Source organism: Tessaracoccus yangjingae (genome assembly GCF_055326235.1).
On sequence record NZ_JBUZNN010000004.1, the window covers coordinates 78,182 to 102,288 of the forward strand.

Consider the following 24,107-nt stretch of genomic DNA (forward strand, 5'->3'; position numbering starts at 1 on the left):
GCGCGGGGGGAGTCAGTCGTCGGCGAGATGGTCCTGGGTGACGAAGTCGATCAGGGTCTCCACCTTGGTGAGGAGCTGGGGCTCGAGGTCCTTCCACGACCCGACCCTGGCGAGGATCGCCTGCCAGCCGCGCGCCACGTCCGCCTGATCGGCGTGCGGCAACCCCAGCGCCTGCAGCGTGCCCTTCTTGAAGTCGACGTCGCGGGGCACCTCCGGCCAGGACTTCCGTCCCACGCGGGCCGGACGGACCGCCTGCCAGATGTCGATGAACTCGTGGCCCTCGATGAGGACGGTGTCGCGGTAGCCGGCGCGGTAGACCTGCTGCGCGATCCGCGACTCCTTGCTCCCCGGCACCAGATGGTCGACGAGCACCCCGAGGCGGCGGCCCGGTTCGGGCGCGAACTCTGCGACGATCGCGGGGAGGTCGTCGATGCCGCCGAGGAACTCCACCACCACGCCCACGTGACGCAGGTCGCCGCCCCAGACCTTCTCGATCAGTTCCGCGTCGTGCCGGCCCTCGACGTAGATGCGGCTGGGCAGCGCCACCCTCGCCTTCGTCGGCCCGTCGGAGACCCGCGACCCTGAGGCGGTGTACTTCGGCGCGGCCGACCCCCCGCGCAGCGGGGCCCGGAGGGCAACCGGCTCCCCCTCCAGGAGGAAGCCGGGCCCGAACGGGGCGGAGCGGCGCTTGCCCCGGCGATCCTCGAGCAGTACCAGGCCGTTCTCCCAGCCCACCACCGCGCCGCAGAAGTCGTCGAACTCCAGCACCATGTCAGCCTCGACGGGGACGTCGCGGGTCTGCTTCAGGTGCGCCTTCTGCCAGCCGGGGGTGAGCACGTCTCGTGAGTAGCGATCCACGGGGTGCGACGCTATCAGCGCCTCCCCGCCGGGCCGTTGAGCGACACCCCGGGCGCGGCCGCCGGGCACGTGCGCATCCGACATGGGGGCGACTAGTCGAGGAGGTCGCGGACCACACCGTCGGCGAGCAGCCGCCCGGCCCGCGTGAGCCGCAGCGTCGCGTCGACCACCTCGGCCAGGCCGCCGTTGACGATGGCGGGAACGCGCATCGCCTCCGACGGGGACAGGACGGCCATCGGCACGCCCTCCGCCAGCCGGAGCTCGAGCAGCACGCGCTCCAGGTGCCGGTCCGAGTCGTCGAGCACCTCGCGGGCCAGCGCCGGGGACTCCCCCGCGGCGAGCGAGGCGGCATAGCTGCGGGGATGCTTGCGGTTCCAGAAGCGGACGCCGCCGATGTGCGAGTGGGCGCCGGGGCCGATGCCCCACCAGTCGGCCCCGTGCCAGTAGGCGAGGTTGTGCCTGCACTCCCCTCCCGGGCGGGCCCAGTTGCTCACCTCGTAGTTGCCGAGGCCCAGAGCCGTGAGGGCGTCGTCGGCCATGAGGTACTTGTCGGCGAGGTCGTCGTCGTCGGGGAGGGGCAGCTCGCCCCGCCGCACCTGCGCGGCCAGCCGGGTGCCGTCCTCGACGATGAGCGAGTAGGCGCTCACGTGGTCGACGGGGGCGGAGGCCACGGCGTCGAGGCTGTCGCGCCAGTCGTCGAGGGACTCCCCCGGGGTGCCGTAGATGAGGTCGAGGCTGACGTGCTCGAATCCCGCCGCCCTCGCCCACCCGGCCGCGTCGAGGCCGCGACGCGGGGTGTGCTGGCGCTCGAGCACGCGCAGCACGTGCGGCACCACCGACTGCAGCCCGAGGGAGATCCGGGTGAACCCGGCCGAGCGAAGGGTCTCGAGGTAGTGCGGGGTGAGCGTCTCCGGGTTGGCCTCCGTGGTCACCTCGGCCCCGTCCGCCAGCTCGAATCGTTGGCCGACGGCGGCCAGCAGCCCCCCGAGCCCCTCGGCGGGCAGCATCGTGGGGGTTCCCCCTCCGAAGAACACCGTCTCGACCCGGCGAGGCCCCAGGATGCGCGCGGCGAGGTCCAGTTCGGCCAGCGCCGCCCCCACGTACGTGTCCGGGGACAGATCGCCTAGTTCGCTGGGGGTGTAGGTGTTGAAGTCGCAGTAGCCGCACCTCACCCGGCAGAACGGGACGTGGACGTACAGCGACAGCGAGTCCGACCGTGCGAGCGCCTCCGCCGGGAGGGAACCGTCGCGGGGCGCTGGGTCGCCGTCTGGGAGGTGTGCCACCCTGCCAGCCTACGCACCTCCGCGCCTGTCTCAGCCCAGCTTCCGGAGCAGGAGCACGAGGTCCTCGTGGGAGGGGCGCACGGGGTTCGACGGCGTGCACCCGTCCTCCAAGGCCGAGGCCGCCATCGCGTCCACCGCGGCCCGGAACTCCTGCTGCGGCACGCCGGCCTCGACGATCAGCTCGGGGATGCCCAGGTGGTGGTTCAACCGCCGGATCCCGGCCACGAGCGACGTCACTGCGGCGGCCCCGGAGGCCGAGGGAGCGACGAGGCGGCCCAGCCGGGCGTACCGCTCCTCGGCCACGGCGCTGTGGGCGGCGTTGAAGACCACGACGTGCGGAAGCAGCATGGCGTTGAGCCGGCCGTGCGCGATCGGGAAGTGCCCGCCGAGGGCGTGGGCCAGGCTGTGCGTGATGCCGAGGCCCACGTTGTCGAACGCCATGGCCGCCAGGCAGGAGGCGTTGTGCATGTGGCCACGGGCGTCCCGGTCCGACCCGTGGGTGTAGCAGCGGACCAGGTGGGCGAAGACCAGTTCCACCGCCTTCTCGGCCAGGGCGTCGGAGAAGTCGCAGGCGCCCACCGAGACGTAGGCCTCGACGGCGTGCGTGAGCACGTCCATCCCGGAGTCGGCGGTGATCCGCGGCGGCACGCCGACGACGGCGTCCGGATCGAGGATGGCCAGCCTCGCCACCATGTCCGGGGAGACCAGCGGGATCTTGGTGTGGGTGCGCTCGTCGGTGAGCACGGCGAAGGACGTGACCTCGGAGCCCGATCCGCTCGTGGTGGGGATGGCCACCAGCCCTTCCGTCGCCCCGAAGCCCGAGTCGAGCGCGGCCTTGTGCATGGCCTTGGCGGCGTCCATCACCGACCCGCCGCCGTAGGCGACCACCACGTCCGGCCGGGCCTCCAGATACACCGCGACACCCCTGCTGATCGTGGCGATGGTGGGGTTCGGCACCACGTCGGTGAACCTGGTCACGTGGTTGCCCAACCTCGATTCGACGTCGGCGAACACCGGGGTGGTGGCCAGGAACTCGTCGGTGACCAGGAAGACGCGGTCCGCGGCGAACCGATCAAGCGCGGTGAGTGCGTCCGCGCCGATGCGCACGTGCGTGCCGAGGCGGAACTCTCTCATGGCTGGCCGTTCTGGGAGTGCTCCACCCGGTACTCGCTCGGGGTGAGCCCCGTGGCCTTCTTGAAGGTCCGGGAGAAGTAGTTGGCGGGCTGGAACTCGAGCTCCGTGGCGATCCGCAGGACGGGCTTGGTGGTGTGGAGGAGCATGAACTTGGCGCGCTCGAGCCGCTTGGCGGTGACGTAGTGGATGAAGCTCTGCCCCGTCCTGTCCTTGAACCTGCGGGCGAAGTGGGACTCCGACCACATGAGGTACTCGGCGGCCTTGCTGCAGGTGAGGAAGCTCGTCGGGTCCTTCTCGATCTCGTTGAGGAGCGTGGCGATGGTGCGTTGCCGGGGCAGCAGCTCGGGCTCCACGAGGTTGTGGAGCATGATGATGAGCTTCTCGCAGTACACCTGGCACTCGTAGCGGTTGAGGTCCGGCCTGCGCTTGTTGCGGTTGCGGATCACCACCTGGGAGATGTCGCGCCCGTGATGGACGCCCTCGCTGGAGGCCAGCCCGATCAGCAGGTCCTCGAACTCGGCGAGCTTCGAGGCGTGGATCTTCTGGCTCCACCTCGGCAGCAGCCGGTCCAGGTACAGACCGAGGAGTTCGAGGTTGGCGGCCACGTTGGCGTCGTGCAGGTTGGCGGCGATCCGGCTGGGGTCCAAGGGCGCCGGCTGCTCCTGCGGAGCCGCCTGGATGGGCACCAAGGGGAGGGGCTTGGACTTGCCCAGCAGGAGGGGCGCGAGCACCTGGTTCTGGGGTGAGGCGGCCACGGCGATGGGTTGGAGCCGCCCCAGGTACGGGCCGGTCGAAGCCGGCAGGTGGTAGCTGGTCCCGCGCCTGGTCAGCGAGTCGTTGGCGAGCCGGACGATGGCGTCGGCCGCAGACTCCAGCTTCGACAGCTCGACGACCTTGACCTCGTCGAGGAGGTCAGCCACGGGACCGGCCTCGGCGAGCGAGTCCGTGCTGCCGAGGATCTTGCCGAGCTGTTCCTGCCCCTTCGTCAGCAGGACCTGCCCGGCGAGGATGGCGCCGAGGTAGTGCTGGCCCATCATGATCGACACCGAGAAGTCGACCAGTCCGGCGTGGCAGCGGTAGATGAACGGCCTGCCCTCGATGGCCGACTGGAACCCGCCGTGCGCGTCGCAGGAGAAGCAGCGACGACGGATCTCCGGGTCCTGGCGCAGGAACTGGCACAGCGCGCTGAACTCGGAGGCGCGGGTCACGGGAGTGCCCATCGAGTCGACGGTGATCATCGCGATGCCGGTCTCGACGGCGAAGTCGTCCTGGATGCGCTGCAGCTGCTCGAGATCGATCAGCGTGCGCAGGTCTACCCCGGCCAGGCGGTCGTCATGCACCTCTACGACTGACACAGCACCTCCCGGACGGCGTCGAAGCCTGCTCCGCTGAGCGAATCGACACGCAGGACCGGCTCAGCGCCCGCGGCGGCCAGCAGCGCGGCGGCGGCGGCGATCTCATCGGCTGTGGCCAGGTCGGTCTTGGTCACCACGCCGACGACGGCCCGGTTGAATGACGTGGCGAAGGCCGGGGGGATGTGGGAGTCCGCGCGCGTCGGGTCCACCAGCAGAACCACGACGTCGACGTCGAAGGACACCACCTGGAGCGCGCTCCGGAGCCGTCCGCGTTGCAGGAACTCCCCCGGGCTGTCGACGACGCCGTCGAACGCCTCGATGGCCTGGGTCTTGACGTACTCGATGTCCTCCCCGCGCAGCCGCTGGCGGAAGGTGGTCTTCCCTGAGCCGACGCCCCCCACGAGCAGGATGGTGCGGCTGCACAGGCCGGCGGCCGTCATGTGCGCGTGACCGGCGCCGGGGTGAACCCGAGCACCGTCTCCAGCGTGTCGACCACCCCGCGCACCGCGGCCTCGACGTCTGCCAGCCGGCCGACGATCAGCAGGGACCCGGAGAACCGGTCGACGAAGGCCAGCTCGACGGCCGAGGCCTTCGTGGCGGCGTCCGCCGCGATCACGGCCGCCTCGCCGGGGGTGATGGTGAGCACCCCGACGGCCCCGCGATTCTTGGAGGTGAGGCCGATCTTCGCGTACAGGTGCTCGTCCGGGTTGGCGATGATGTGGGCGAGCGTCACCTGCTTGCCAGGCACGAACTCCTGAATGATGCGCTGCTTGTCCTGCACGTCCATGAACCACCTCGTTCCCTGTGCGAGGACCACACTAATCGGCTCCGTCGGAACCTCAATGGCCGGGGGCGAGCTGAGCAGGAATGTGTAACAAGTGGCCGACTGTGTGTAGCCCGACCCTGCCTATGGTGACCTGCGAGTGACCAGAGTCGGCCACTTTCGAACGACGAAGGAGTCGAGTGATGCAAGAAGCACTAGGCATGGTCGAGACCAAGGGTTTCGTGGCGGCTGTCGAGGCGGCTGACGCGATGGTCAAGTCGGCCAACGTCCAACTCATCGGCAGCGAGAAGATCGGCGCGGGCTTCGTGACCGTCCTCGTACGCGGCGATGTCGGCGCGGTGAAGGCGGCGGCCGACGCGGGCGCCGCGGCCGCAAGCAAGGTCGGCGAGCTGGTGAGCGTGCACGTGATCCCGCGCCCGCACACCGACGTCGAGAAGATCCTCCCGGGACAGGCGAAGTAGGACCACCATGTCGGATGAACTGATCAACAAGGTCATGGCCGAAGTCATGAAGAAGATGGGCGACGCGGCCCCTGCTGCCGCCGCCCCCGCCGCGCGGCCGGCCGCCACCGAGTTCGTGGGCACCAACGCCCTGGGCGACACGATCGGCCTGGTCATCGCCAACGTCGACCCCCAACTCCACCAGATGATGAAGCTGGACCCGAAGTACCGCTCCATCGGCATCGTGGGCGCCCGCACCGGCGCCGGCCCGCACATCTTCGCCGCCGACGAGGCCGTCAAGGCCACCAACTGCGAGATCCTCACCATCGAGCTCCCCCGCGACACCAAGGGTGGCGCCGGCCACGGCTCCCTCATCGTGTTCGGCGCCGAGGACGTCTCGGACGCGCGCCGCGCCGTGGAGGTGACGCTGTCCGAGCTGGACCGCACCTTCGGCGACGTCTACGGCAACGACGCAGGCCACCTCGAGTTCCAGTACACGGCCCGCGCCTCGCACGCTCTCGCGAAGGCGTTCAACGCCCCCCTGGGCAAGGCTTTCGGCATCACCGTCGGCGCCCCCGCCGCCATCGGCGTCGTGCTGGCCGACACCGCGGTGAAGGCCTCGACGATCGACGTCGTCGGCTACGCCAGCCCCGCCGCCGGCACGAGCTACTCCAACGAGGTCATCTCCTTCTTCAGCGGTGACTCCGGGGCGGTACGCCAGGCCATCGTGGCCGCACGCGAGGTGGGGCGGGCGCTGCTCGGCTCCCTCGGCGCCTACCCCGAGTCGTCCACCACCCCCTACATCTGAGGACGAGCACACCCATGAGATCCAAGAGGTTCGAGGCGCTCGACGCGCGCCCGGTCAACCAGGACGGGTTCGTCAGCGAATGGCCTGAGGTCGGCCTCATCGCCATGGACAGCCCGAACGACCCCAAGCCGTCGATCCGCATCCAGAACGGCAAGGTCGTCGAGCTCGACGGCAAGGCCTGCGCGGACTTCGACATGCTCGACACGTTCATCGCCGCCTACGGCATCAACCTCGAGCGGGCCGAAGAGGCCATGGCCATCGACTCGCTGCAGGTCGCCCGCATGCTGTGCGACATCAACATCCCCCGCAGCCAGATCATCCCCCTCACCACCGCCATGACCCCCGCCAAGGTCACCGAGGTGGTCGGGAAGATGAGCGTGCTGGAGATGATGATGGCCGTCACCAAGCTCCGCGCGCGCAAGCAGCCGGCCAACCAGTGCCACGTCACCAACGTGCAGGACCACCCGGTCCTCATCGCGGCCGACGCGGCGGAGTCTGGCATCCGCGGCTTCGCCGAGATGGAGACCACCGTCGGCGTCGTGCGCTACGCCCCGTTCAACGCGCTCAGCCTGCTGGTCGGCGCCCAGATCGGCCGCCCAGGCGTGCTGACCCAGTGCGCCGTCGAGGAGGCCACCGAGCTGCAGCTCGGCATGCGCGGCCTGACCGCATACGCCGAGACGGTGTCGGTCTACGGCACCGAAGCCGTGTTCATGGACGGTGACGACACCCCGTGGTCGAAGGCGTTCCTCGCCTCCAGCTACGCGTCGCGCGGCCTGAAGATGCGGTTCACCTCCGGCACCGGCTCCGAGGTCCAGATGGGCTACGCCGAGGGCAAGTCCATGCTCTACCTCGAGGCCCGCTGCCAGTTCATCACCAAGGCGGCCGGCTCCCAGGGCACGCAGAACGGCTCCGTGAGCTGCGTCGGCGTCCCCGCGGCGGTGCCCCAGGGCATCCGCGCCATCCTGGCCGAGAACCTCATCGCGATGATGATGGACCTCGAGTGCGCCTCCAGCAACGACCAGACGTTCACCCACTCGGACCTGCGCCGCGTGGCCCGCTCGCTCATGCAGTTCGTGCCCGGCACGGACTTCATCTGCTCGGGCTACAGCGCCACCCCGAACCTGGACAACATGTTCGCCGGCTCCAACTGGGACGCCGAGGACTACGACGACTGGAACATCATCCAGCGCGACCTCCACGTCGACGGCGGCCTCGTGCCGGTGCTCGAGGAGGACGTCGTGGCGGTGCGCCGCAAGGCGGCGCGCGCGCTGCAGTCGGTGTTCCGGGAGCTCGGTCTGCCGGCCATCACCGACGCCGAGGTCGAGGCGGCCACGTACGCCCACAGCTCCAACGACATGCCCAAGCGCAACGTCGTCGAGGACCTGAAGGCGGCCGAGGAGATGATGAAGCGCAGCGTGACCGGCTTCGACGTGGTCCAGGCGCTCATCAAGGGCGGCTACGACGATGTGGCCGAGTCGGTGTTCAAGCTGCTGAAGTGCCGCGTCGCGGGCGACTACCTGCACACGGCCGCCATCTTCGATGAGCAGTTCAACGTCAACTCCGCCGTCAACTACCCCAACGACTACGCGGGTCCGACCACCGGCTACCAGATCTCCGACGAGTTGTGGAACCGGATCAAGGACATCCGTCAGGCCGTCAGCCCGGAAAGCATCTGAGGTGACCGCAATGAGCATCGATCAATCCACCCTCAAGCAGATCATCGAGCAGGTGGTCCGGGAGATGGCCGGAGAGGCCGCGGCCGCGCCGTCGGCAGCCTCCGCACCCCCGGAGTCCCTTGCCGGGCGCATCACCGTCACCGAGACCGGGCCGGCCGAGCGCGGCACGGACCCGAAGGAGGTGGTGATCGCCCTGTCGCCGGCATTCAGCTCGCAGATCTTCGCCACGATCATCGGTCTCCCCCACGGTGAGGTCCTGAAGCAGATCTGCGCCGGCATCGAGGAGGAGGGCCTGCGCTACCGCATCCTCAAGGTCTTCCGCACCGCCGACGTCGGTTTCATCGCCCACGAGGCCGCCAAGCTCTCCGGCTCCGGCATCGGTATCGGCCTGCAGTCGCGCGGCACCACGGTGATCCACCAAAAGGATCTCCCCCCGCTCAGCAACCTGGAGCTGTTCAGCCAGTCCCCGCTGATCGACCTTCCCGCGTTCCGCGCCATCGGCAAGAACGCCGCGAAGTACGCCAAGGGCGAGTCCCCCTCCCCGGTGCCCACCCGCAACGACCAGATGGCCCGGCCGAAGTACCAGGCGATCGCGGCACTGCTGCACAACAAGGAAACGCGGCTGTGCGACCTGACCAAGAAAACCCAGACGCTGCAGGTCAGCCAGGCCTGAGGAATCGACATGGATCAAGAACAACTCATCCGACAGATCATGGCCGAGGTCATGGCCAACCTCAGCGGCGAGCAGGTCGCGTTCGCCAGGAAGCCCGCCGCGGCGGCGACAGGGGGAGGAACCCACATCGGGGTCCAGCACTACCCCCTGGCCGAGAAGCACCCCGAGCTGGTGAAGACCGACAACGGCAAGCCCCTCGCGGACCTCACCTTCGCGGGCCTGCGCTCCGGGGCCCTGAAGCCTGAGGACTTCCGCATCTCCTCGGAGACGCTGGAGCTCCAGGCCCAGGTGGCCGAGGACTCGGGCCGCGTCACACTGGCGCGCAACCTCCGTCGTGCCGCCGAACTGGTGAAGGTGCCCGACGAGCGGCTCCTGGAGATCTACAACGCGCTGCGCCCGTACCGCTCGACGAAGGCCGAGCTGTACGACATCGCCTCCGAACTCGAGGGGATGTACGGGGCGAAGGTCTCGGCGGGCTTCGTGCGCGAGGCTGCCGACGTCTATGAGGGCCGGGGACGCCTCCGCGTCGACTGACCCTCCGCCTCCGCACACACGAAGAAAGGATCTCCGACGATGGGGATGGTAGCCGGCATCGACATCGGCAACGCGACCACCGAGGTCGCGTTGGCCGAGCGCCGCGGCGATGAGCTCGTCTTCCTGGCGAGCTCGACCATCCCCACGACGGGGATCAAGGGCACCGACGCCAACATCAAGGGCGTGGTGCACGCGCTCCGCGTGGCCCTCGACAGGGCGGGTCGTTCCATGGACCACGTCGAGGTGATCCGCATCAATGAGGCTGCGCCCGTCATCGGCGACGTGGCCATGGAGACCATCACCGAGACGATCATCACCGAGTCCACGATGATCGGGCACAACCCCGCCACCCCGGGAGGGCTGGGCATCGGGGTGGGGATCACCATCTCCATCGACGACCTGGACTCCGCCGGCACGGCCGAACCGCTGATCGTGGTGGCCGACAGCACCCACCCCCACGACGACGTGGCCCGCAGACTCAACCACGCCTCCGGGCACCTCACCATCACCGGCGCCATCCTGCAGGCCGACGACGGCAACCTCGTCCACAACCGGCTGCACACCAAGATCCCCATCGTCGACGAGGTCTCCCTCATCGACAAGGTTCCCCTGGGAATGCTGGCGGCCATCGAGGTGGCGGAGGTGGGCAGGATCGTCGAGACCCTGTCGAACCCGTTCGGGCTGGCCACCTTGTTCGGGCTGGACTCCGGCGACACCAAGCAGGTCGTCCCGCTGGCCCGCTCGCTGGTGGGCAACCGCTCCGCGGTGGTCATCAAGACCCCCGCGGGCGACGTCAAGGAGCGGCGCATCCCCGCCGGCACGTTGACGTTCCGGGGGGAGAACCGCCAGGTCGACGTCGACGTGGACCGCGGCTCCGATGAGATCATGGCCGCCGCCCAGCAGGTCCGCCACGTCGAGGACATCGTGGGCGAGCCCGGCACGAACGTGGGCGGGATGATGGAGAAGGTCCGCGTCACGATGGGGCAGCTCACCGACCACTCCCCCCGCGACATCCGCATCACCGACCTCCTCGCCGTTGACACGCAGGTGCCGCAGCAGGTGGCAGGCGGCATCGCCAACGAGTTCTCGATGGAGGCCGCCGTCGGAATCGCGGTGATGGTCAAGACCGACAGGCTCCAGATGCAGCGCATCGCCACCGACATGGCCGCCGAGCTGGGGATCCCCGTCGAGGTCGGCGGCGTGGAGGCCGACATGGCCATCCGCGGCGCGCTGACCACCCCCGGGACCGCAGTCCCCCTGGCCATTCTGGACATCGGAGCAGGGTCCACGGACGCCTCCGTCATGCACGCCGACGGCTCGGGCACGTCCATCCACCTCGCCGGCGCCGGCAACATGGTCACGCTCATGATCCAGTCCGAGCTGGGGCTGGACTCCTGGGACGCGGCGGAGGACATCAAGCGCTACCCACTCGCCCGCGTCGAGACGGTGTTCAACATCCGCCATGAGGACGGCACCGTCCAGTTCTTCGAGGAGCCGCTGCCACCGCACGCCTACGCCCGGGTGGTGGTGCTGAAGCCCGAAGGCATGGTGCCGCTGGACATCGACCTGCCCCTGGAGACCATCCGTCAGGTGCGCATCCGCGCCAAGGAGCGGGTCTTCGTCACCAACGCCGTGCGCGCGCTCCGTAAGGTCAGCCCCACCGCCAACGTCCGCGACATCGACTTCGTCGTGCTCGTGGGCGGCTCCGCGCTGGACTTCGAGATCCCGCAACTGGTCACCAAGGCCCTGGCCGAGTACCGGGTCGTCGCCGGCCGCGCCAACATCAGGGGCACCGAGGGGCCGCGGAACGCCGTCGCCACGGGACTGGCCCTCAGCTGGGCTCAGGAAGCGGGTGCGCGGTGATCGACGGGCCGCCCGCCATCTGCGTGCACGTCCACGAGGCCACGCCGGAGACCCAGCTCGCCGATCTGCTGCTCGGCATCGAGGAGGAGGGGGTGCCCGTGGAGGTGTCGCGGCACGACCACCTCAACCCGCTGGTGCTGGCTCACGACGCGGCGGTCACCTCCCGGCTCGGCATCGGCTTGGGCGTGTCCCTCGACTACGTGGTGATCACCACCGACAAGCTCCCCGAACACCGCCCCTACGTCGCCCGGCTCTTCGCCCACGGCGGCACCGCCGACCGGATCGTCGGATCCAACGCGGCCCGCATCGTCAAACGCATCCCGCTCCGGGACTTCGCACCAGGCACCTAGGAAAGGACCCAACCATGCAAGCGCTAGGCACGATCGAGGTCGTCGGTCTCGCCGCCGGCATCGAAGCGGCGGACGTGGCCTGCAAGGCCGCCAACGTCGAGTTGGTCGGCTACGAGCTGGCCAAGGGCGGAGGCTACGTGACCATCAAGGTCCTCGGCCAGGTCGGCGCCGTGACGGCCGCCATCGACGCCGCCGCGGTGGCCGCCGCGCGGGTCAGCCGGGTCGTGAGCAGGCTCGTCATCCCCAGGCCATCCGACCAGATCGAGGCCATGGTGTTCAACCGCACCACCGTCGGGTACCGGGCACCCGAGCCGCCCGCCCCGGCCGACCAGACGGTTGTGGCGACGCCCGCGCCGGAGCCGGAGCCGGCCGCCACCCCAGAACCCGCCGAGGCACCGGCCCCGGCGACGGCGGAGACCCCCGCCACCACCACCAGCAGGAGGAAGCAAGCATGAGCCAAGCGCTCGGTCTCGTCGAGACCAAGGGATTCGTCGGGGCCGTCGAGGCCGCCGACGCCATGACCAAGTCCGCCAACGTGACGCTGATCGGCAGCGAGAAGATCGGCGCCGGCTTCGTCACCGTCATGGTCCGAGGTGACGTCGGCGCGGTGAAGGCCGCCGTCGACGCCGGTTCGGCTGCGGCCGCCAAGGTCGGCGAACTGGTCAGCCAGCACGTCATCCCGCGTCCGCACGCCGACGTCGAGAAGTTGCTGCCGAAGGGCTGAGCCATGACCGAAGCCCAGCTGATCTCCGAGATCGCCGACCGGGTCCTCGCCCGCATCGGCGAGGCCGACCCGTCCCGCGTGGTCGTCGGAATCTCCAACCGCCACGTGCACCTGTGCGACGCCGACTTCCAGACGCTGTTCGGCTACGCCGTACCCGTGGTGCGCAAGATGGTCCGCCAGCGCGGCGAGTTCGCGGCGGAGGAGACGGTCACGCTCCACGGCCCCAAGGGGTCGATGGAGCGGGTCCGCGTGATGGGGCCCAACCGCCCCGCGACGCAGGTCGAGTTGAGCCGCACCGACGCCTACGCGTTGGGCGTGTCCGCGCCGATGGCCCAGTCAGGCCATCTCGACGACGCGGCGCCGATCGAGATCTCGGGACCAGCTGGGCGCGTCTCCTGCGCGCACGCGGCCATCGTGGCCGGGCGCCACATCCACATGGGCCCCGACGACGCCGCCGCGCTCGGCCTCGCCGACCAGGACCGCGTCAGCGTCCTGTTCGAGGGCGAGAGGGGCGGCCGCCTGGACCACTTCCTCATCCGGGTCAAGGACTCGTACCTCGCCGAGCTCCACCTGGACACCGACGAGGGCAACGCCGTCGGCGCCCGCACCGGTGACCGAGTCCGGATCGTGAAGGACTGACCCATGCTCGCCTCCCCCACCCGCCACCTGCAGACGTTCGCGCACCTCGTGCGGACCGAGGAACTCGCCCCCGCCACCGGCGCGCTGCGCCTGGGTGTGGACCTCGGCACCGCCAACATCGTGCTGGGCGTCGTCGACGAGACCGGCTCCCCGGTCGCCGGCGCGTGGCGGCGCGCCACCGTCGTCCGCGACGGCGTGGTGGTGGACTGGATGGGCGCGGTCCGGGTGGTCGCGGCCCTCAAGGCTTCACTCGAGCAGCGCGTCGGCGCCCGGTTCGAGGAGGCGGCCGTGGCCGCCCCGCCCGGCATCGACGCCGGCACCGCAAAGGTGTTCGGCAACGTGCTGGAGTCAAGTGGGCTCAGGCCCACCGAGATCGTCGACGAGCCCGTGGCCGCGGCGACCGCGCTCGGCGTCACCGACGGCACGGTCATCGACGTCGGGCACGGCACCACTGGCGTGTCCCTGCTGCGCGACGGCCAGGTGGTGTTCTCCCTCGACGAGGCCACCGGAGGCCATCACATGACGCTGGTGATCTCCGGCGCCCTCGGCCTGGACTACGACGCGGCCGAGGACTTCAAGCGCGATCCCGCCAACGCCGACCTGGTGTTCGGGCTCGTCCGCCCCACGCTGGAGAAGATGGCCACCATCGCCCGCGACGCGCTGCGCGGTGCGGGCGACCCCGGCACCGTGCACCTGGTGGGCGGGTCGAGTTCCTTCCCGCGCGCCACAGAGGTGTTCGACGAGGTCCTGGGCCTGCCCGTGGTCAGACCGGTCGAGCCGCTGTTCCCCACCCCACTCGGCACCGCGATGCGGAGGATCTGTCCATGAACGAGTCGCAGCTGCGCGACCTCATCCGTGAGGTGATCGCCGGCCTCCTCCCCCGTCCGGCGGCCCCCGGCACCTCGTCCACCACCGCGCTGGTGCTGTTCACCGGCGCCCTGCTCGGGTTCGAGGAGGCGTGCGCGTCGCTGACGAGGCTCAACCCGCAGCTGTCGCTGGACTGGATCCAGACGCCCTCGGCCACCCGGATCCTGGACCAGGAGGCCATCGCCGCCATCGGCATGACCCCCGCCGAGAAATCGCTCGTCGCGAGCCATGACCTGCTGGTGGTGCCCACCCTCAGCGTCAACATGGTGGCCAAGGTGGTCCACGGCGTGGGCGACTGCCTGGCCTCCAACGTGATCGCCGAGTTCATCATGAGCGGCAAGCCGGTGGTCGTGGCCACCAACGCGGCCTGCCCAGACAGCGAGGGCAAGCGGTCCTGGTTCCCCCACATGCCGTCGGGCTACCAGGCGATGCTGCGGAAGAACCTGGCGACACTGCGCTCGTTCGGGGTCCAGCTCGCCGACGCCTCCCGGCTCGACCGCGCGGTCCTCCGGCGCGCCTGCGCGCCCGAAGCCCCGGCCACCCCCACCCTTCCGGCCGAACGCGTGGTCACCGAAGCCACCGTCGCGGCCGTCCCGGACGGGGCCGTCGTACGGCTCCAGCCCCGCGCCATCGTCACGGACCTCGCCCGCGAGGCGGCGGCGAAGCGTCACATCACACTGCAGGAAGGTGCCTGAGATGTATCTGGCCAAGGTGATCGGCACGGTCGTGTCGACGAGCAAGGACGAGAGGCTCATCGGCTTCAAGCTCATGCTGACCAGGCGCGTGGACGCGGACGGCGCCGCCACGGGCTCGCCCGAGGTCTGCGTCGACACCGTCGGGGCGGGCACAGGCGAGACCGTCCTGGTGACGAAGGGGTCCTCGGCCCGGTTCGCCGCGGACCGGGCGAACGCCCCGCTGGACGCCACGATCGTCGGCATCGTCGACTCCGTCGAGATCGAGATCCACTAGCCATGCCCGCCGTCTACACCCGCACCGGGGACAAGGGCGACACCGGCCTGTTCGGCGGCTCCCGCGTCGCCAAGCAGAGCCTGCGGGTAGAGGCCTACGGCACGGTCGACGAGGCCAACGCGGCGCTGGGCGAGGCGAAGGCGGGCCTGGACGACGGTCCCTGGCGCGCCCGCCTGCACCAGGTCCAGCAGCGGCTCTTCGTGCTGGCCGCAGAGCTCGCCAGCGACGCCTCGGGCGCCGCCACCCTCGCCCACACCATCGACGAGGACGACGTCACCGACCTGGAGCGCCTGATCGACGACTGCCTGGCCATCACCGGACCGCAGCGCGCCTTCGTGGTGCCCGGGCGGGACCGGCGCTCAGCGGCGTTCCATCACGCCCGGACCGTGGTGAGGCGCGCCGAGCGCCGCACGCTGACGCTGGCCGAGTCCGAACCGGTCCGGCCCGAGCTGATCAAGTACCTCAACCGGCTCTCCGACGCGGTCTACGCGATGGCGCGGCTGACTGAGACGTGGGCCGACCGCGACCGCATCGAGCGCATCGTGCGCGCGGCGGTCGCCCGGGCCCTCGAGGAGCCCGGGACCGCCCGACACCTGCCTGCGGATCCCTGCCTGGCGCGGGCGAAGGCCCTGACCGCGGCCGCCGAGCGACGTGCCGAGGATCTGGGCGTGCCGGTGGTGGTCGCCCTGGTCGACGCGGCCGGCCATCCGGTGCTGCTGCACCGCATGGCGGGCTCGCTGCTGGCGTCCATCGAGATCGCCTCGAACAAGGCCTGGAGCGCCGCGGCGTTCCGCAAGCCGACGGCGGAGCTGGGCGCCCTCGCGGCAGCCGGCGGCCCGCTGCCCGGCCTGGCCGACGGCAACTCCGGGCGCGTCGTGCTGTTCGGCGGCGGCGTGCCGCTGTTCGACGGCCCCGAACTGCTCGGCGGCCTCGGAGTCTCGGGCGGCACGGTCGAGGAGGACTGCGACATCGTGGAGCATGCAATCAACGCTGTGATGGGAGAACACCGATGAAACTCGATACCGCGGTCCTCGAGGCCACGATCCGGCGGGTGCTGGCACAGCTGCCCGAGACCGGGCCGGCCACCGGCGACGGCGTGTTCCCGGACATGGACTCGGCCATCGCGGCCGCGGACAAGGCCGCGCGGGAGTACCGCACGGCCTCCATGGCCGAGCGGCGCCGCTACGTGGCCGCACTGCGCGAGGTCATGCTGCGCCCCGAGAACCTGGACCACATGGCGGTGCAGGCCGTGCAGCAGACCGGCATGGGCGACGTCGCCCACAAGTATCTGAAGAACAAGATGGCGGCCGAACTCACCCCTGGCGTGGAGGATCTGGTCACCGACGCCTACTCGGGCGACGACGGTCTGACCACAGTCGAGTACTCGGCCTACGGGGTGATCGGGGCGATCACGCCCACCACGAACCCCACCGAGACGATCACCTGCAACAGCATCGGGATGCTCGCCGCCGGCAACGCCGTGGTGTTCAGCCCGCACCCCCGGGCCAGGGACCTGTCCGTGTGGCAGGTGCAGCAGATCAACCGCGCCCTGTGCGCCGTCGGGGCACCTGCGAACCTCGTCGTGACCGTCGCGGAGCCGTCGATCGAGAACACCAACGCCATGATCGCGCACCCCGACGTCCGGATGATCGTGGCCACCGGCGGCCCCGGCATCGTCAAGACCGTCCTGAGCTCCGGGAAGAAGGCCATCGGCGCGGGCGCGGGCAACCCGCCGGTGGTGGTGGACGAGACGGCCGACATCGACCGCGCCGCGAAGTGCATCGTCGACGGCGCCAGCTTCGACAACAACCTGCCCTGCACCGCGGAGAAGGAGATCGTCGCCGTCGACGCCATCGCCGACCTGCTCAAGTTCTCCATGGTCAGGCACGGGGCCTACGAGCTCTCCGCCGACGAGCGCTCACGCGTCGAGCGCGTGATCCTGACCGACGGGCGGCCGGCGCTCGAATGGGTCGGCAAGCCGGCCTCCGCCATCCTCGAGGCCATCGGGGTGGAGCCCCCGGCCGGGGTGCGGCTCCTGGTGTGCGAGGCGGACCGGGACCACCCCTTCGTCGTGCACGAGCTCATGATGCCCGTGCTCGGCCTGGTGCGCGTCCCTGATGTGGGAGCGGCCATCGACCTGGCGTGCGAGCTCGAGCACGGCAACCGCCACACGGCCATCATGCATTCGCGCAACGTGTCCAACCTGACCCGCATGGGCAAGCTCATCCAGACCACCGTCTTCGTCAAGAACGGCCCCTCGTTCAACGGGATCGGCATCGGCGGGGAGGGCTACTGCACGTTCACCATCGCGGGGCCGACAGGCGAGGGGCTCACCCGGGCACGCAACTTCGCCCGGTCGCGGCGGTGCGTGCTCGTCGGCGACCTGAACGTGCGGTGACGATGACGCCGATCAGGATCGCGGTCACGGGGGCGGCCGGGCAGATCGGGTACTCGCTGGTCTACCGGATCGCCGCGGGGGACGTGTTCGGGGACCGGCCGGTCGAGCTGCGGCTGCTGGACCTTCCCCAGGCGGTGCCAGCTCTGGCCGGGGTCGCCATGGAACTCGAGGACTGCGCCTCGCCCGTTCTCGCGGGGATCGAGGTCGGGGACGACCCCCGCCGCCTCTTCGAGGGCGTGAACGTGGCGATGCTCGTCGGCGCCTCCCCGAGGACCGCGGGGATGGAGCGTTCTGACCTCCTGAAGGCGAACGGCGCCATCTTCGCCGCCCAGGGGAGGGCGCTGGCCGCCTCGGCCGCGTCGGACCTGAGGGTGGTGGTCACGGGCAACCCCGCCAACACCAATGCGCTGATCGCGCAACGAAATGCCGACGGCGTGCCGCCGGAGAGGTTCACCGCCCTGACCCGCCTCGACCACGACCGGGCCGTGTCGCTGCTGGCCCGCAAGGTTCGCAGGCCGGCCTCCGACGTGACGCGGATGACCATCTGGGGCAACCACTCCACCACTCAGTACCCGGATGTCTACAACGCGCAGATCTGCGGCCGGCCGGCCACGGACTGGGTGGACGACGGATGGGTGGCGTTCGACTACATCCCGCAGGTCGCCCGACGGGGAGCGGCGGTGATCGCCGCACGCGGGAAGTCGAGCGCCGCCTCGGCCGCGAACGCGACCATCTCCCACGTCAGGGACTGGTTCGCCGGCACGCCGGTTGGCGGCTGGACCTCCATGGCGGTGGTGAGCGACGGCTCCTACGGGGTCCCGGAGGGGCTGGTGAGTTCCTTCCCCGTCTGCGCCGGCGAGGGTGGGTGGTCGATCGTGCCTGGCCTCGAGCTGAATGCGTTCTCGCGCACCAAAATCGCGGCGTCGGTGGACGAACTGCGCCGCGAGGAGGAGACCGTGAATCGGCTAGGACTCATCCCCGGCTGAGGCGCCCGGCCCCAGCACAACCCCGTAGTCGACCCAGTGGTGGCTCACCGAGCCCGGTGCCGAAAGAGGGGTTTCACTGACCCACCCCCTGTGCTATCAAGGACTTGTACCGGCCTCGCCCGGGGGCTGTACCGCCCGAAAGCAGATGTCACTGCCGACAGGTTGCTCCAGTGCCCGACCCCGAATCGGGGCTGTCTACAGGGGGGATTCTTGATGCCAGGGCTTTACCACCTCAGTGTCGATGTGGGTGCCAGCCAGATCAGCGCTGCCACCGCTCGGCTGGCTCGCGACGGCGGCATCACGGCCGACGCCGTGCCGCTGGGCCGCCGCAACGACCAGGTGCCGGCCGTCGCCTTCATCGAGTCCGACGGCAACGTCCTGGTCGGCGACGAGGCGCAGCTCCTGGGCCACTCCGCGCCGGAGAGACTGATCAGGGAGTTCACCCGCAGCGTCGGTGACGACGTTCCCCTTTCCGTGGGCGGGTTGACGATCACCGCTGAGCATCTCTTCGCCACTGCTGTCGCGGCCGTCGTCGACGCCGTGAGAGAGCGCGAGGGTGAGCCTCCCGCCGCCGTCGTCGTGACCTATCCCACCAACTGGGGCCCACACCGCCTCGGCCTCATCCGGTCCGCTCTCACCGAGGTCGGGCTCGACGACGCAGCACTCGTCCCCGGGGTTGTGGCCGCGGCGCTCGACCACGACTCCGTGCACCCGCTCGAGGTCGGGCAGGCGATGGCCGTCCATGACATGGGCGGCACCTCGTACCACGCCGCCGTGCTCCGCAAGGCCGAGGACGGTTCGCTCGAGGTGCTCGGGCAACCGCGCGACATCGAGGACCTCGGCGGGCTGGACTTCGACGACGCCGTCCTCCGCCATGTCCTCAAGGCGGCCGGTGTCTCCCCCGCCGCGATAGTCGACGGACCCGATGCTCAGGCCGCCCTCAGGCAGCTGCGGGGCGAATGCGTCGACGCCAAGGAGTCGCTCTCCTTCGACGCGCAGGCCACCATCCCGGTGCTCCTTCCCGGGCATTCCACGGCGGTGCGGCTCACCCGCTCCGAGTTCGAGGCCATGACCGCACACCTGGTGGATCGCACGGTGGACAGCCTCGACGCGACTCTCGAGTCCGCCCGTGTCGAGCCGGAGCAACTGGCCACCATCCTGCTGGTCGGCGGCACCTCGCGCATCCCCCGGGTCGCGCAGCGGCTCTCGGAGGCCTTCAACCGACCCATCAGCATGCCCGAGCACCCCGCCTCGGCCATCGCCGTCGGGGCTGCCCGCTCGTCGCTGGCGATGGCGCACAGGCGCGCGGTCCCCGCTGTCGTGGACCAGACACCGGCGACGGTGGCCGTGGTTCCCCAGGCCCCGCACGCTCTCGCCGCCCCACAGCCGCCGGTGGCCTCCTCGCCCTGGATCCGGGTCCTGTCGTTGGTGACACTCAGCTCCGTCGCCGTCGCGGCGACGGTCCTACTGACCAGTTCACTGACGGGAGGGTTCGGTTTCCTCGGCAGCGCCGCACCGGCCGCGCTCCTGGGCAACCCGTCTCCTACGCCCACTCCCTCGGCCTCGGCGCCGGCAGACCCCACCGCCCCGGCGTCCGAGCCGGCGGCCGTCCCCGCCGGCGCCGCCCCCGAGCCGGTGGACGCGGCGCCGGGCGTTCCGGCAGAGGTGACCGTCGTGCAGCCGGCGACCAGCTCCCCCGGTCTCACCCCTCGCCCGGTGAGTCAGTACGTTCCGAGCACGCCTGAGGACGCCGCGAGCCCCACGCCGCGCTCCTCGACACCCGCCACGTCCCGTCCTCCGTTGTCGACGCCCACCACCCCCGGCACGCAGCTGCCCCCGAATACCAGCGTGCCGCCCCCCACCACTCAGCCGCCCACGTCGAACCCCACAACGCCCGGTCCGACCACCCCGGCACCAGATCCCACCACCGCGGCACCGGACCCGACGACGCCGGCACCGGACCCGACGACACCTGCACCGGACCCCACCACCCCTGCACCCGACCCCACCACACCGGCACCGGACCCCACCACACCTGCACCCGACCCGACGACGCCAGCACCGGACCCGACGACGCCTGAGCCGGATCCCACCACCCAGGAGCCCGCGCCGACCTCGGTGGCCCCGCCTGAGCCCGATCCGGTTCCGACGCAGGATCCGACGCCTGAGCCGCCTCCGTCCACCACACCGGAACCCGTGGCGGTGTGACCATGCACGTCACACCCTCCGAGGCGCTGAGGACCCCGCTGCTCGCAGCCCCGGGGCAGGCTCGGTCGCACATCCGCGACATCAGCGAGGCACCCCGGCCGCGCGCCTACATCGTCGGCGCCGCGGGCTCCGGGAAGACGGCCCTCCTGCGTCAACTGCGGGACCTCCTCGGTGCGCGGGGTGCCGTGTTCCATGTCCTCGACGAGAGAATGGACCCGGCTTCGGTCCCCCCGTCGGAGGTGCTCATCGTCGACGGGCTCCACCTGCTGGACGCAGCCCGGGTCGAGGCGGTCCGGCTCCGGGCCCAGGATCCCGAAGCCGCCCTCGTCGTGGCGACCCGCCCATGGCCGCGCTCCAGCGCCGGGTCGGCGATCGCGCGCCGCCTGGGCGCGGACTCGCCGTCGATCGTGCTTGGCCCGGCCACGCGTTCGGAGGTCGTCGACCTGCTGAAGGAACAAGGTCGTACCCTCTCTTCGGCCTGCATCGACGCGATCCTCGCGCTCACGGGTGGGCTGGGCTGGCTGGTGGCGCGGGCGATAGACGCCCATGACTCGGGTCCCTGCACCGATCCGCTCCGTCACGCGGACCTCTGGCGATCGGTCGAGGCGCACGTGAGCCACCGCCTGGACCTTCTCGACGACGGCCGGCTCGCGCACTTCCTCGAACTGCTCGCGCTGGTCCGTGACGGTCACGCCGGCCCTGACGGCGAGGACGTATCGGACCTCATCGCGCAGGGCTACGCCGAGGGACTGCTGCTGCGCAACGGGACGATGGTCCCGGTGGTGCGGTCCGCCATCCGCGAGGCGCTGCCCCCCCAGCGCCTCGCGGACCTCGGCGCCGACGCCGTCGACGAGATCGCGGCGGCCGTGGCAGCCGGGGACGAGCCCTCCCGTGCCTGGGTCCTGGCCGCGGGTGACGCCAGGCTGGGTGCCTCGCTGGCCGAGCACGGAGATCACCTCCTGCAGGCTGATCCTGAACGCGCCGCGGACCTGTACGACCTTGCCTCGAAGTACGGCTTCGCCGGGCGGGACCTGAACCTGCATCGGGCGATGGCTGCATGGCGCGTGGGAGACCTCGACGCCGCCGCGGGCTTCGTCGACGCCAGTTGGCCGCAGGCCGACCCCGCCCAGCGCATGGCTCTGGCAGACGTGTCGGCGGCCTGTTGGGCCGCCCGCGGGATGATGAGCACCGGCAGCGACGTCTACTCGCTTCTGACCACGACCGACGGCGAGACCTCGGTCAAGGCGACGATCGCCGATGTGGCCGCCGGGTCCGCGGAGAGGCTCGCCGATGTGCGGCACTCCGTCTCACCCGATGAGGCCGGATCGATGTCGACCCTGTCCATCGCTCTGCGGGAGTTGGAGAGCGGTCTGCGCGCGTCCCTTGACGCGGCGCCCTCTTCGTCGGCGCTCACCCACCTTGTCAGGGCCTCCGAGTTGCACACGGCAGCCCGTACCTCGGATCCCGTGCCTGAACTGCCCGCTGTCGTGGCCGCGTCGGTGGCCCTGGGCTCCGGAGACCTCGCGACCGCGCGGCGTGTGATCGACGGCGCAGTCGCGGGTTCGCAAGGCGGGCAGTGGGCCCACCGACGGCTCCTCCTCTGGCAGGCCTGGATCGCCATTCAGGGCGAGCGCCCGACGGACGCCCGCCAGGCCCTGCAGAGGGCGGAGACGCTCCCCCCGCCCACGTCGCCGCGTGATGAACTGCTACGTCAGAGCGTGCTCGTCTCGCTCGCGAGGCGGTATGCGGACATGGCCAGCCTTGAGGCGGCCTGGGCCGAGGCCATGCCGGGCGTCCGACACGTTGAGGTCGACCTCTACACCATCCTGCCCCTCAGCTCCCTGATATGCGCCGCTGCGCGCGTGGGGGATGCCACCACTCTCCACCCCCATTTCGTGAGCGCTCTGGACATCCTGGGCAGGCTCGGCGAGCCGCCCCTCTGGTCTGCCCACCTGCGGTGGGCCGGCGTACAGCAGGGCATCGTGCTCAACAGGCCTGAGATGCTGAAGCCCCACGCCCGTGCACTCGTCGCCGCGGCTGCGCACAGCACACTGGCGTCGGCGATGGCGCGTGCAGGCGGCGTCTGGGTCGCGGTGCTGGGCGGGTCCGTGGACCCGGACGCCGTCGAGACCGCCGGCCGTTCCCTGGCCGCCGCGGGACTGGCCTGGGACGGCGCCCGTCTGGCCGCGCACGGCGCGCGTCGCACCGACGACCGGAAGGTGTCGTCCCGGCTGCTCTCCTGCGCGCGGGAGCTGCACCCCCAGGACGTGACCCCCCGACCCGAGCGGGTGACACCTGAACCATCGGGCGCCCCGGCAGCGCCGCACGCCGCAGGTGTACCGCTCAGCGAGCGTGAGGTGGAGGTGGGCCGGCTGGTGCTGGAGGGGCGCACCTACGCCGAGATCGGCGAGGTCATGTTCATCTCCCCACGCACGGTCGAGCACCACGTGGCGCACATCAAGCGACGCCTGTCGGTCACGTCGCGCTCTGACCTCATGGCGAAGCTGCGGGTGTCCGTGGAGTTGGCCACGACCACCCAAACCTCGTCCAGAAGGGCGATCTCGTGAATCCCCCTACCTGTACGCACCGGCATCGGGTCTATCCCCGATGCAGCACCCACACCCGCCGCACTAGCGTGACAGCTAGCGTCACCCAGACCTCAGGAGACGAGAAATGACCACCACACCGCTGACCACTATCGCCGACGCGCTGATCGAGTTCATCCTCAGTCTGCTTCGGGACCCGATCGCCGCACAGGAGTTCTCCGAGGATCCGGAGGAGAGTCTCAACCGCGCGGGGCTTGCAGACGTGTGCGGCGATGACGTGCGCTCCGTGCTCCCCGTCGTCGTGGAGCACCCGGACGTCGTGATGCGCCCGCCGGCACCGCAGCCGATCATCGTCCACGTCCCAGGAGCGCCGGCGCCGTCGAAGCCGGACGTGGTGCGCGAGATCACCAACGTCGCCAACAACTTCCACATCGACAACAGGTCCACCATCATCGATCAGTCCGTCAACCAGAACATCTGGGCCGAGGGAGACGTGACCCAGATCTTCGATCAGGAGGCCGTCCTCGCGGTCGGCGACGATTCTGTCGCAGCCGGCGACAACGCGCTCCTGGACGAGTCCAACACCGATGTCACCATCGGAGACGTGGCCATCGGCAACACCGAGACCAACGTCGACATCGAGGACTCCTTCAACGACGAGTCCATCGACGTCGATGTCAACACCGAGGCCGATGTCGACGAGTCTTTCAACGACCAGTCCACCGAGGTCGACGTGGAGACCGACATCGACGACTCGTTCAACGAGACCCAGACCACGGAGGTCGCCGTCGACACCGAGATCGTCAACAACGGCAACATCGAGTCCCCCGTCGAGATGGCGCCCGCCGCGGTGATGGCGGAGCCGGTCGAGGAGCCTGAAGCCGACTACAGCAGCTACGTCGAGCCGGAGCCCCCGGTCGAGATGGATATCGACGAAAACTAGGCCACGCAGAACAGTGACAGAACCCAACACACGCAATGCGCCGACAGCCCGTCAGCCCCGGTCGGGGCC

At 70.4% G+C, this 24,107-nt stretch carries 25 protein-coding genes; 19 read left to right on the forward strand and 6 right to left on the reverse strand.

Features of this window, described 5'->3' with window-relative positions:
- Nucleotides 1-12: 12 nt before the first annotated feature.
- The 6 genes from ACZK5D_RS07525 to ACZK5D_RS07550 all read right to left on the reverse strand — a co-directional run bounded on the left by ACZK5D_RS07525 (nt 13) and on the right by ACZK5D_RS07550 (nt 5,417).
- Entirely contained in the window at nt 13-858 is an 846-nt protein-coding gene (locus ACZK5D_RS07525) for a DUF3097 domain-containing protein (RefSeq protein WP_463664853.1), read from the reverse strand.
- A gap of 92 nt (nt 859-950) precedes the next feature.
- On the reverse strand, nt 951-2,141 hold the full coding sequence (gene hemW, locus ACZK5D_RS07530) for a radical SAM family heme chaperone HemW (RefSeq protein WP_463664854.1): 1,191 nt from the start codon (nt 2,139-2,141) through the stop codon (nt 951-953).
- Between the two features lie 30 nt (nt 2,142-2,171).
- Complete coding sequence (locus ACZK5D_RS07535) at nt 2,172-3,275, reverse strand: 1-propanol dehydrogenase PduQ (protein WP_463664855.1); 1,104 nt, start codon at nt 3,273-3,275, stop codon at nt 2,172-2,174.
- Nucleotides 3,272-4,630 (reverse strand): AraC family transcriptional regulator, encoded by a 1,359-nt coding sequence (locus tag ACZK5D_RS07540; RefSeq protein ID WP_458994163.1) that lies wholly within the window; start codon nt 4,628-4,630, stop codon nt 3,272-3,274. The genes ACZK5D_RS07535 and ACZK5D_RS07540 overlap by 4 nt, the downstream gene beginning before the upstream one ends.
- Nucleotides 4,618-5,070: a EutP/PduV family microcompartment system protein gene (locus ACZK5D_RS07545; protein ID WP_458994164.1), complete on the reverse strand. Its 453-nt coding sequence runs from the start codon at nt 5,068-5,070 to the stop codon at nt 4,618-4,620. Before ACZK5D_RS07545 ends, ACZK5D_RS07540 begins: the two co-directional genes overlap by 13 nt.
- Nucleotides 5,067-5,417 carry a BMC domain-containing protein gene (locus ACZK5D_RS07550; protein ID WP_458994165.1) on the reverse strand — a complete coding sequence of 117 codons (351 nt, stop codon included), beginning with the start codon at nt 5,415-5,417 and terminating at the stop codon, nt 5,067-5,069. Before ACZK5D_RS07550 ends, ACZK5D_RS07545 begins: the two co-directional genes overlap by 4 nt.
- Before the next feature lie 176 nt (nt 5,418-5,593).
- Here ACZK5D_RS07550 and pduA point away from each other — a divergent pair, with 176 nt between their 5' ends.
- From pduA to ACZK5D_RS07645, 19 genes are all read left to right on the forward strand, one after another.
- Nucleotides 5,594-5,875 (forward strand): propanediol utilization microcompartment protein PduA, encoded by a 282-nt coding sequence (gene pduA / locus ACZK5D_RS07555; RefSeq protein ID WP_458994166.1) that lies wholly within the window; start codon nt 5,594-5,596, stop codon nt 5,873-5,875.
- 7 nt (nt 5,876-5,882) lie between these two features.
- Nucleotides 5,883-6,662 carry a propanediol utilization microcompartment protein PduB gene (gene pduB, locus ACZK5D_RS07560; RefSeq protein ID WP_458994167.1) on the forward strand — a complete coding sequence of 260 codons (780 nt, stop codon included), beginning with the start codon at nt 5,883-5,885 and terminating at the stop codon, nt 6,660-6,662.
- A 14-nt stretch (nt 6,663-6,676) separates the two neighbouring features.
- Entirely contained in the window at nt 6,677-8,338 is a 1,662-nt protein-coding gene (locus tag ACZK5D_RS07565) for a propanediol/glycerol family dehydratase large subunit (RefSeq protein WP_463664856.1), read from the forward strand.
- A 10-nt stretch (nt 8,339-8,348) separates the two neighbouring features.
- Nucleotides 8,349-9,011: a propanediol/glycerol family dehydratase medium subunit gene (locus ACZK5D_RS07570; RefSeq protein WP_458994169.1), complete on the forward strand. Its 663-nt coding sequence runs from the start codon at nt 8,349-8,351 to the stop codon at nt 9,009-9,011.
- A 9-nt stretch (nt 9,012-9,020) separates the two neighbouring features.
- Complete coding sequence (locus tag ACZK5D_RS07575; protein ID WP_458994170.1) at nt 9,021-9,545, forward strand: diol dehydratase small subunit; 525 nt, start codon at nt 9,021-9,023, stop codon at nt 9,543-9,545.
- A 39-nt stretch (nt 9,546-9,584) separates the two neighbouring features.
- Complete coding sequence (locus ACZK5D_RS07580; protein WP_463664857.1) at nt 9,585-11,408, forward strand: diol dehydratase reactivase subunit alpha; 1,824 nt, start codon at nt 9,585-9,587, stop codon at nt 11,406-11,408.
- The gene (locus tag ACZK5D_RS07585) at nt 11,405-11,758 is read left to right on the forward strand and encodes a glycerol dehydratase reactivase beta/small subunit family protein (protein ID WP_458994172.1); all 354 of its coding nucleotides are present in this window, start codon (nt 11,405-11,407) and stop codon (nt 11,756-11,758) included. Before ACZK5D_RS07580 ends, ACZK5D_RS07585 begins: the two co-directional genes overlap by 4 nt.
- Nucleotides 11,759-11,772: 14 nt before the next feature.
- The gene (locus tag ACZK5D_RS07590) at nt 11,773-12,213 is read left to right on the forward strand and encodes a BMC domain-containing protein (RefSeq protein WP_458994173.1); all 441 of its coding nucleotides are present in this window, start codon (nt 11,773-11,775) and stop codon (nt 12,211-12,213) included.
- Nucleotides 12,210-12,482 (forward strand): BMC domain-containing protein, encoded by a 273-nt coding sequence (locus ACZK5D_RS07595; RefSeq protein ID WP_458994174.1) that lies wholly within the window; start codon nt 12,210-12,212, stop codon nt 12,480-12,482. Before ACZK5D_RS07590 ends, ACZK5D_RS07595 begins: the two co-directional genes overlap by 4 nt.
- A gap of 3 nt (nt 12,483-12,485) precedes the next feature.
- Nucleotides 12,486-13,121 (forward strand): phosphate propanoyltransferase, encoded by a 636-nt coding sequence (pduL, locus tag ACZK5D_RS07600; protein WP_463664858.1) that lies wholly within the window; start codon nt 12,486-12,488, stop codon nt 13,119-13,121.
- 3 nt (nt 13,122-13,124) lie between these two features.
- The gene (gene eutJ / locus ACZK5D_RS07605) at nt 13,125-13,949 is read left to right on the forward strand and encodes an ethanolamine utilization protein EutJ (protein WP_463664859.1); all 825 of its coding nucleotides are present in this window, start codon (nt 13,125-13,127) and stop codon (nt 13,947-13,949) included.
- Nucleotides 13,946-14,683, forward strand: a complete 738-nt coding sequence (locus tag ACZK5D_RS07610; RefSeq protein WP_458994177.1) for a flavoprotein — start codon at nt 13,946-13,948, stop codon at nt 14,681-14,683. The genes eutJ and ACZK5D_RS07610 overlap by 4 nt, the downstream gene beginning before the upstream one ends.
- Nucleotide 14,684: 1 nt before the next feature.
- Nucleotides 14,685-14,957, forward strand: coding sequence for a EutN/CcmL family microcompartment protein (locus tag ACZK5D_RS07615; RefSeq protein WP_458996550.1), 273 nt, complete (start codon nt 14,685-14,687; stop codon nt 14,955-14,957).
- Between the two features lie 2 nt (nt 14,958-14,959).
- Nucleotides 14,960-15,970, forward strand: coding sequence for a cob(I)yrinic acid a,c-diamide adenosyltransferase (locus tag ACZK5D_RS07620; RefSeq protein WP_458994178.1), 1,011 nt, complete (start codon nt 14,960-14,962; stop codon nt 15,968-15,970).
- Nucleotides 15,967-17,355: an aldehyde dehydrogenase family protein gene (locus ACZK5D_RS07625; protein ID WP_458994179.1), complete on the forward strand. Its 1,389-nt coding sequence runs from the start codon at nt 15,967-15,969 to the stop codon at nt 17,353-17,355. Before ACZK5D_RS07620 ends, ACZK5D_RS07625 begins: the two co-directional genes overlap by 4 nt.
- Complete coding sequence (locus tag ACZK5D_RS07630) at nt 17,352-18,341, forward strand: malate dehydrogenase (protein WP_458994180.1); 990 nt, start codon at nt 17,352-17,354, stop codon at nt 18,339-18,341. Before ACZK5D_RS07625 ends, ACZK5D_RS07630 begins: the two co-directional genes overlap by 4 nt.
- A 213-nt stretch (nt 18,342-18,554) precedes the next feature.
- A complete protein-coding gene (locus tag ACZK5D_RS07635) occupies nt 18,555-20,549 on the forward strand; it encodes an Hsp70 family protein (RefSeq protein WP_463664860.1) in 1,995 nt (664 codons plus the stop codon).
- A gap of 2 nt (nt 20,550-20,551) precedes the next feature.
- The gene (locus ACZK5D_RS07640) at nt 20,552-23,116 is read left to right on the forward strand and encodes a LuxR C-terminal-related transcriptional regulator (RefSeq protein WP_463664861.1); all 2,565 of its coding nucleotides are present in this window, start codon (nt 20,552-20,554) and stop codon (nt 23,114-23,116) included.
- 106 nt (nt 23,117-23,222) lie between these two features.
- Nucleotides 23,223-24,038: an IniB N-terminal domain-containing protein gene (locus ACZK5D_RS07645; RefSeq protein WP_458994183.1), complete on the forward strand. Its 816-nt coding sequence runs from the start codon at nt 23,223-23,225 to the stop codon at nt 24,036-24,038.
- Nucleotides 24,039-24,107: the final 69 nt, after the last annotated feature.

Bases quoted from the DNA above. Each gene is read 5' to 3' on its own strand.
- ACZK5D_RS07535 (WP_463664855.1), bottom strand. From the start codon at position 3,275: ATGAGAGAGTTCCGCCTCGGCACGCACGTGCGCATCGGCGCGGACGCA.
- ACZK5D_RS07545 (WP_458994164.1), bottom strand. From the start codon at position 5,070: ATGACGGCCGCCGGCCTGTGCAGCCGCACCATCCTGCTCGTGGGGGGC.
- ACZK5D_RS07550 (WP_458994165.1), bottom strand. From the start codon at position 5,417: ATGGACGTGCAGGACAAGCAGCGCATCATTCAGGAGTTCGTGCCTGGC.
- pduB (WP_458994167.1), top strand. From the start codon at position 5,883: ATGTCGGATGAACTGATCAACAAGGTCATGGCCGAAGTCATGAAGAAG.
- ACZK5D_RS07565 (WP_463664856.1), top strand. From the start codon at position 6,677: ATGAGATCCAAGAGGTTCGAGGCGCTCGACGCGCGCCCGGTCAACCAG.
- ACZK5D_RS07570 (WP_458994169.1), top strand. From the start codon at position 8,349: ATGAGCATCGATCAATCCACCCTCAAGCAGATCATCGAGCAGGTGGTC.
- ACZK5D_RS07575 (WP_458994170.1), top strand. From the start codon at position 9,021: ATGGATCAAGAACAACTCATCCGACAGATCATGGCCGAGGTCATGGCC.
- ACZK5D_RS07580 (WP_463664857.1), top strand. From the start codon at position 9,585: ATGGGGATGGTAGCCGGCATCGACATCGGCAACGCGACCACCGAGGTC.
- ACZK5D_RS07590 (WP_458994173.1), top strand. From the start codon at position 11,773: ATGCAAGCGCTAGGCACGATCGAGGTCGTCGGTCTCGCCGCCGGCATC.
- ACZK5D_RS07595 (WP_458994174.1), top strand. From the start codon at position 12,210: ATGAGCCAAGCGCTCGGTCTCGTCGAGACCAAGGGATTCGTCGGGGCC.
- pduL (WP_463664858.1), top strand. From the start codon at position 12,486: ATGACCGAAGCCCAGCTGATCTCCGAGATCGCCGACCGGGTCCTCGCC.
- eutJ (WP_463664859.1), top strand. From the start codon at position 13,125: ATGCTCGCCTCCCCCACCCGCCACCTGCAGACGTTCGCGCACCTCGTG.
- ACZK5D_RS07610 (WP_458994177.1), top strand. From the start codon at position 13,946: ATGAACGAGTCGCAGCTGCGCGACCTCATCCGTGAGGTGATCGCCGGC.
- ACZK5D_RS07615 (WP_458996550.1), top strand. From the start codon at position 14,685: ATGTATCTGGCCAAGGTGATCGGCACGGTCGTGTCGACGAGCAAGGAC.
- ACZK5D_RS07620 (WP_458994178.1), top strand. From the start codon at position 14,960: ATGCCCGCCGTCTACACCCGCACCGGGGACAAGGGCGACACCGGCCTG.
- ACZK5D_RS07625 (WP_458994179.1), top strand. From the start codon at position 15,967: ATGAAACTCGATACCGCGGTCCTCGAGGCCACGATCCGGCGGGTGCTG.
- ACZK5D_RS07635 (WP_463664860.1), top strand. From the start codon at position 18,555: ATGCCAGGGCTTTACCACCTCAGTGTCGATGTGGGTGCCAGCCAGATC.
- ACZK5D_RS07640 (WP_463664861.1), top strand. From the start codon at position 20,552: ATGCACGTCACACCCTCCGAGGCGCTGAGGACCCCGCTGCTCGCAGCC.
- ACZK5D_RS07645 (WP_458994183.1), top strand. From the start codon at position 23,223: ATGACCACCACACCGCTGACCACTATCGCCGACGCGCTGATCGAGTTC.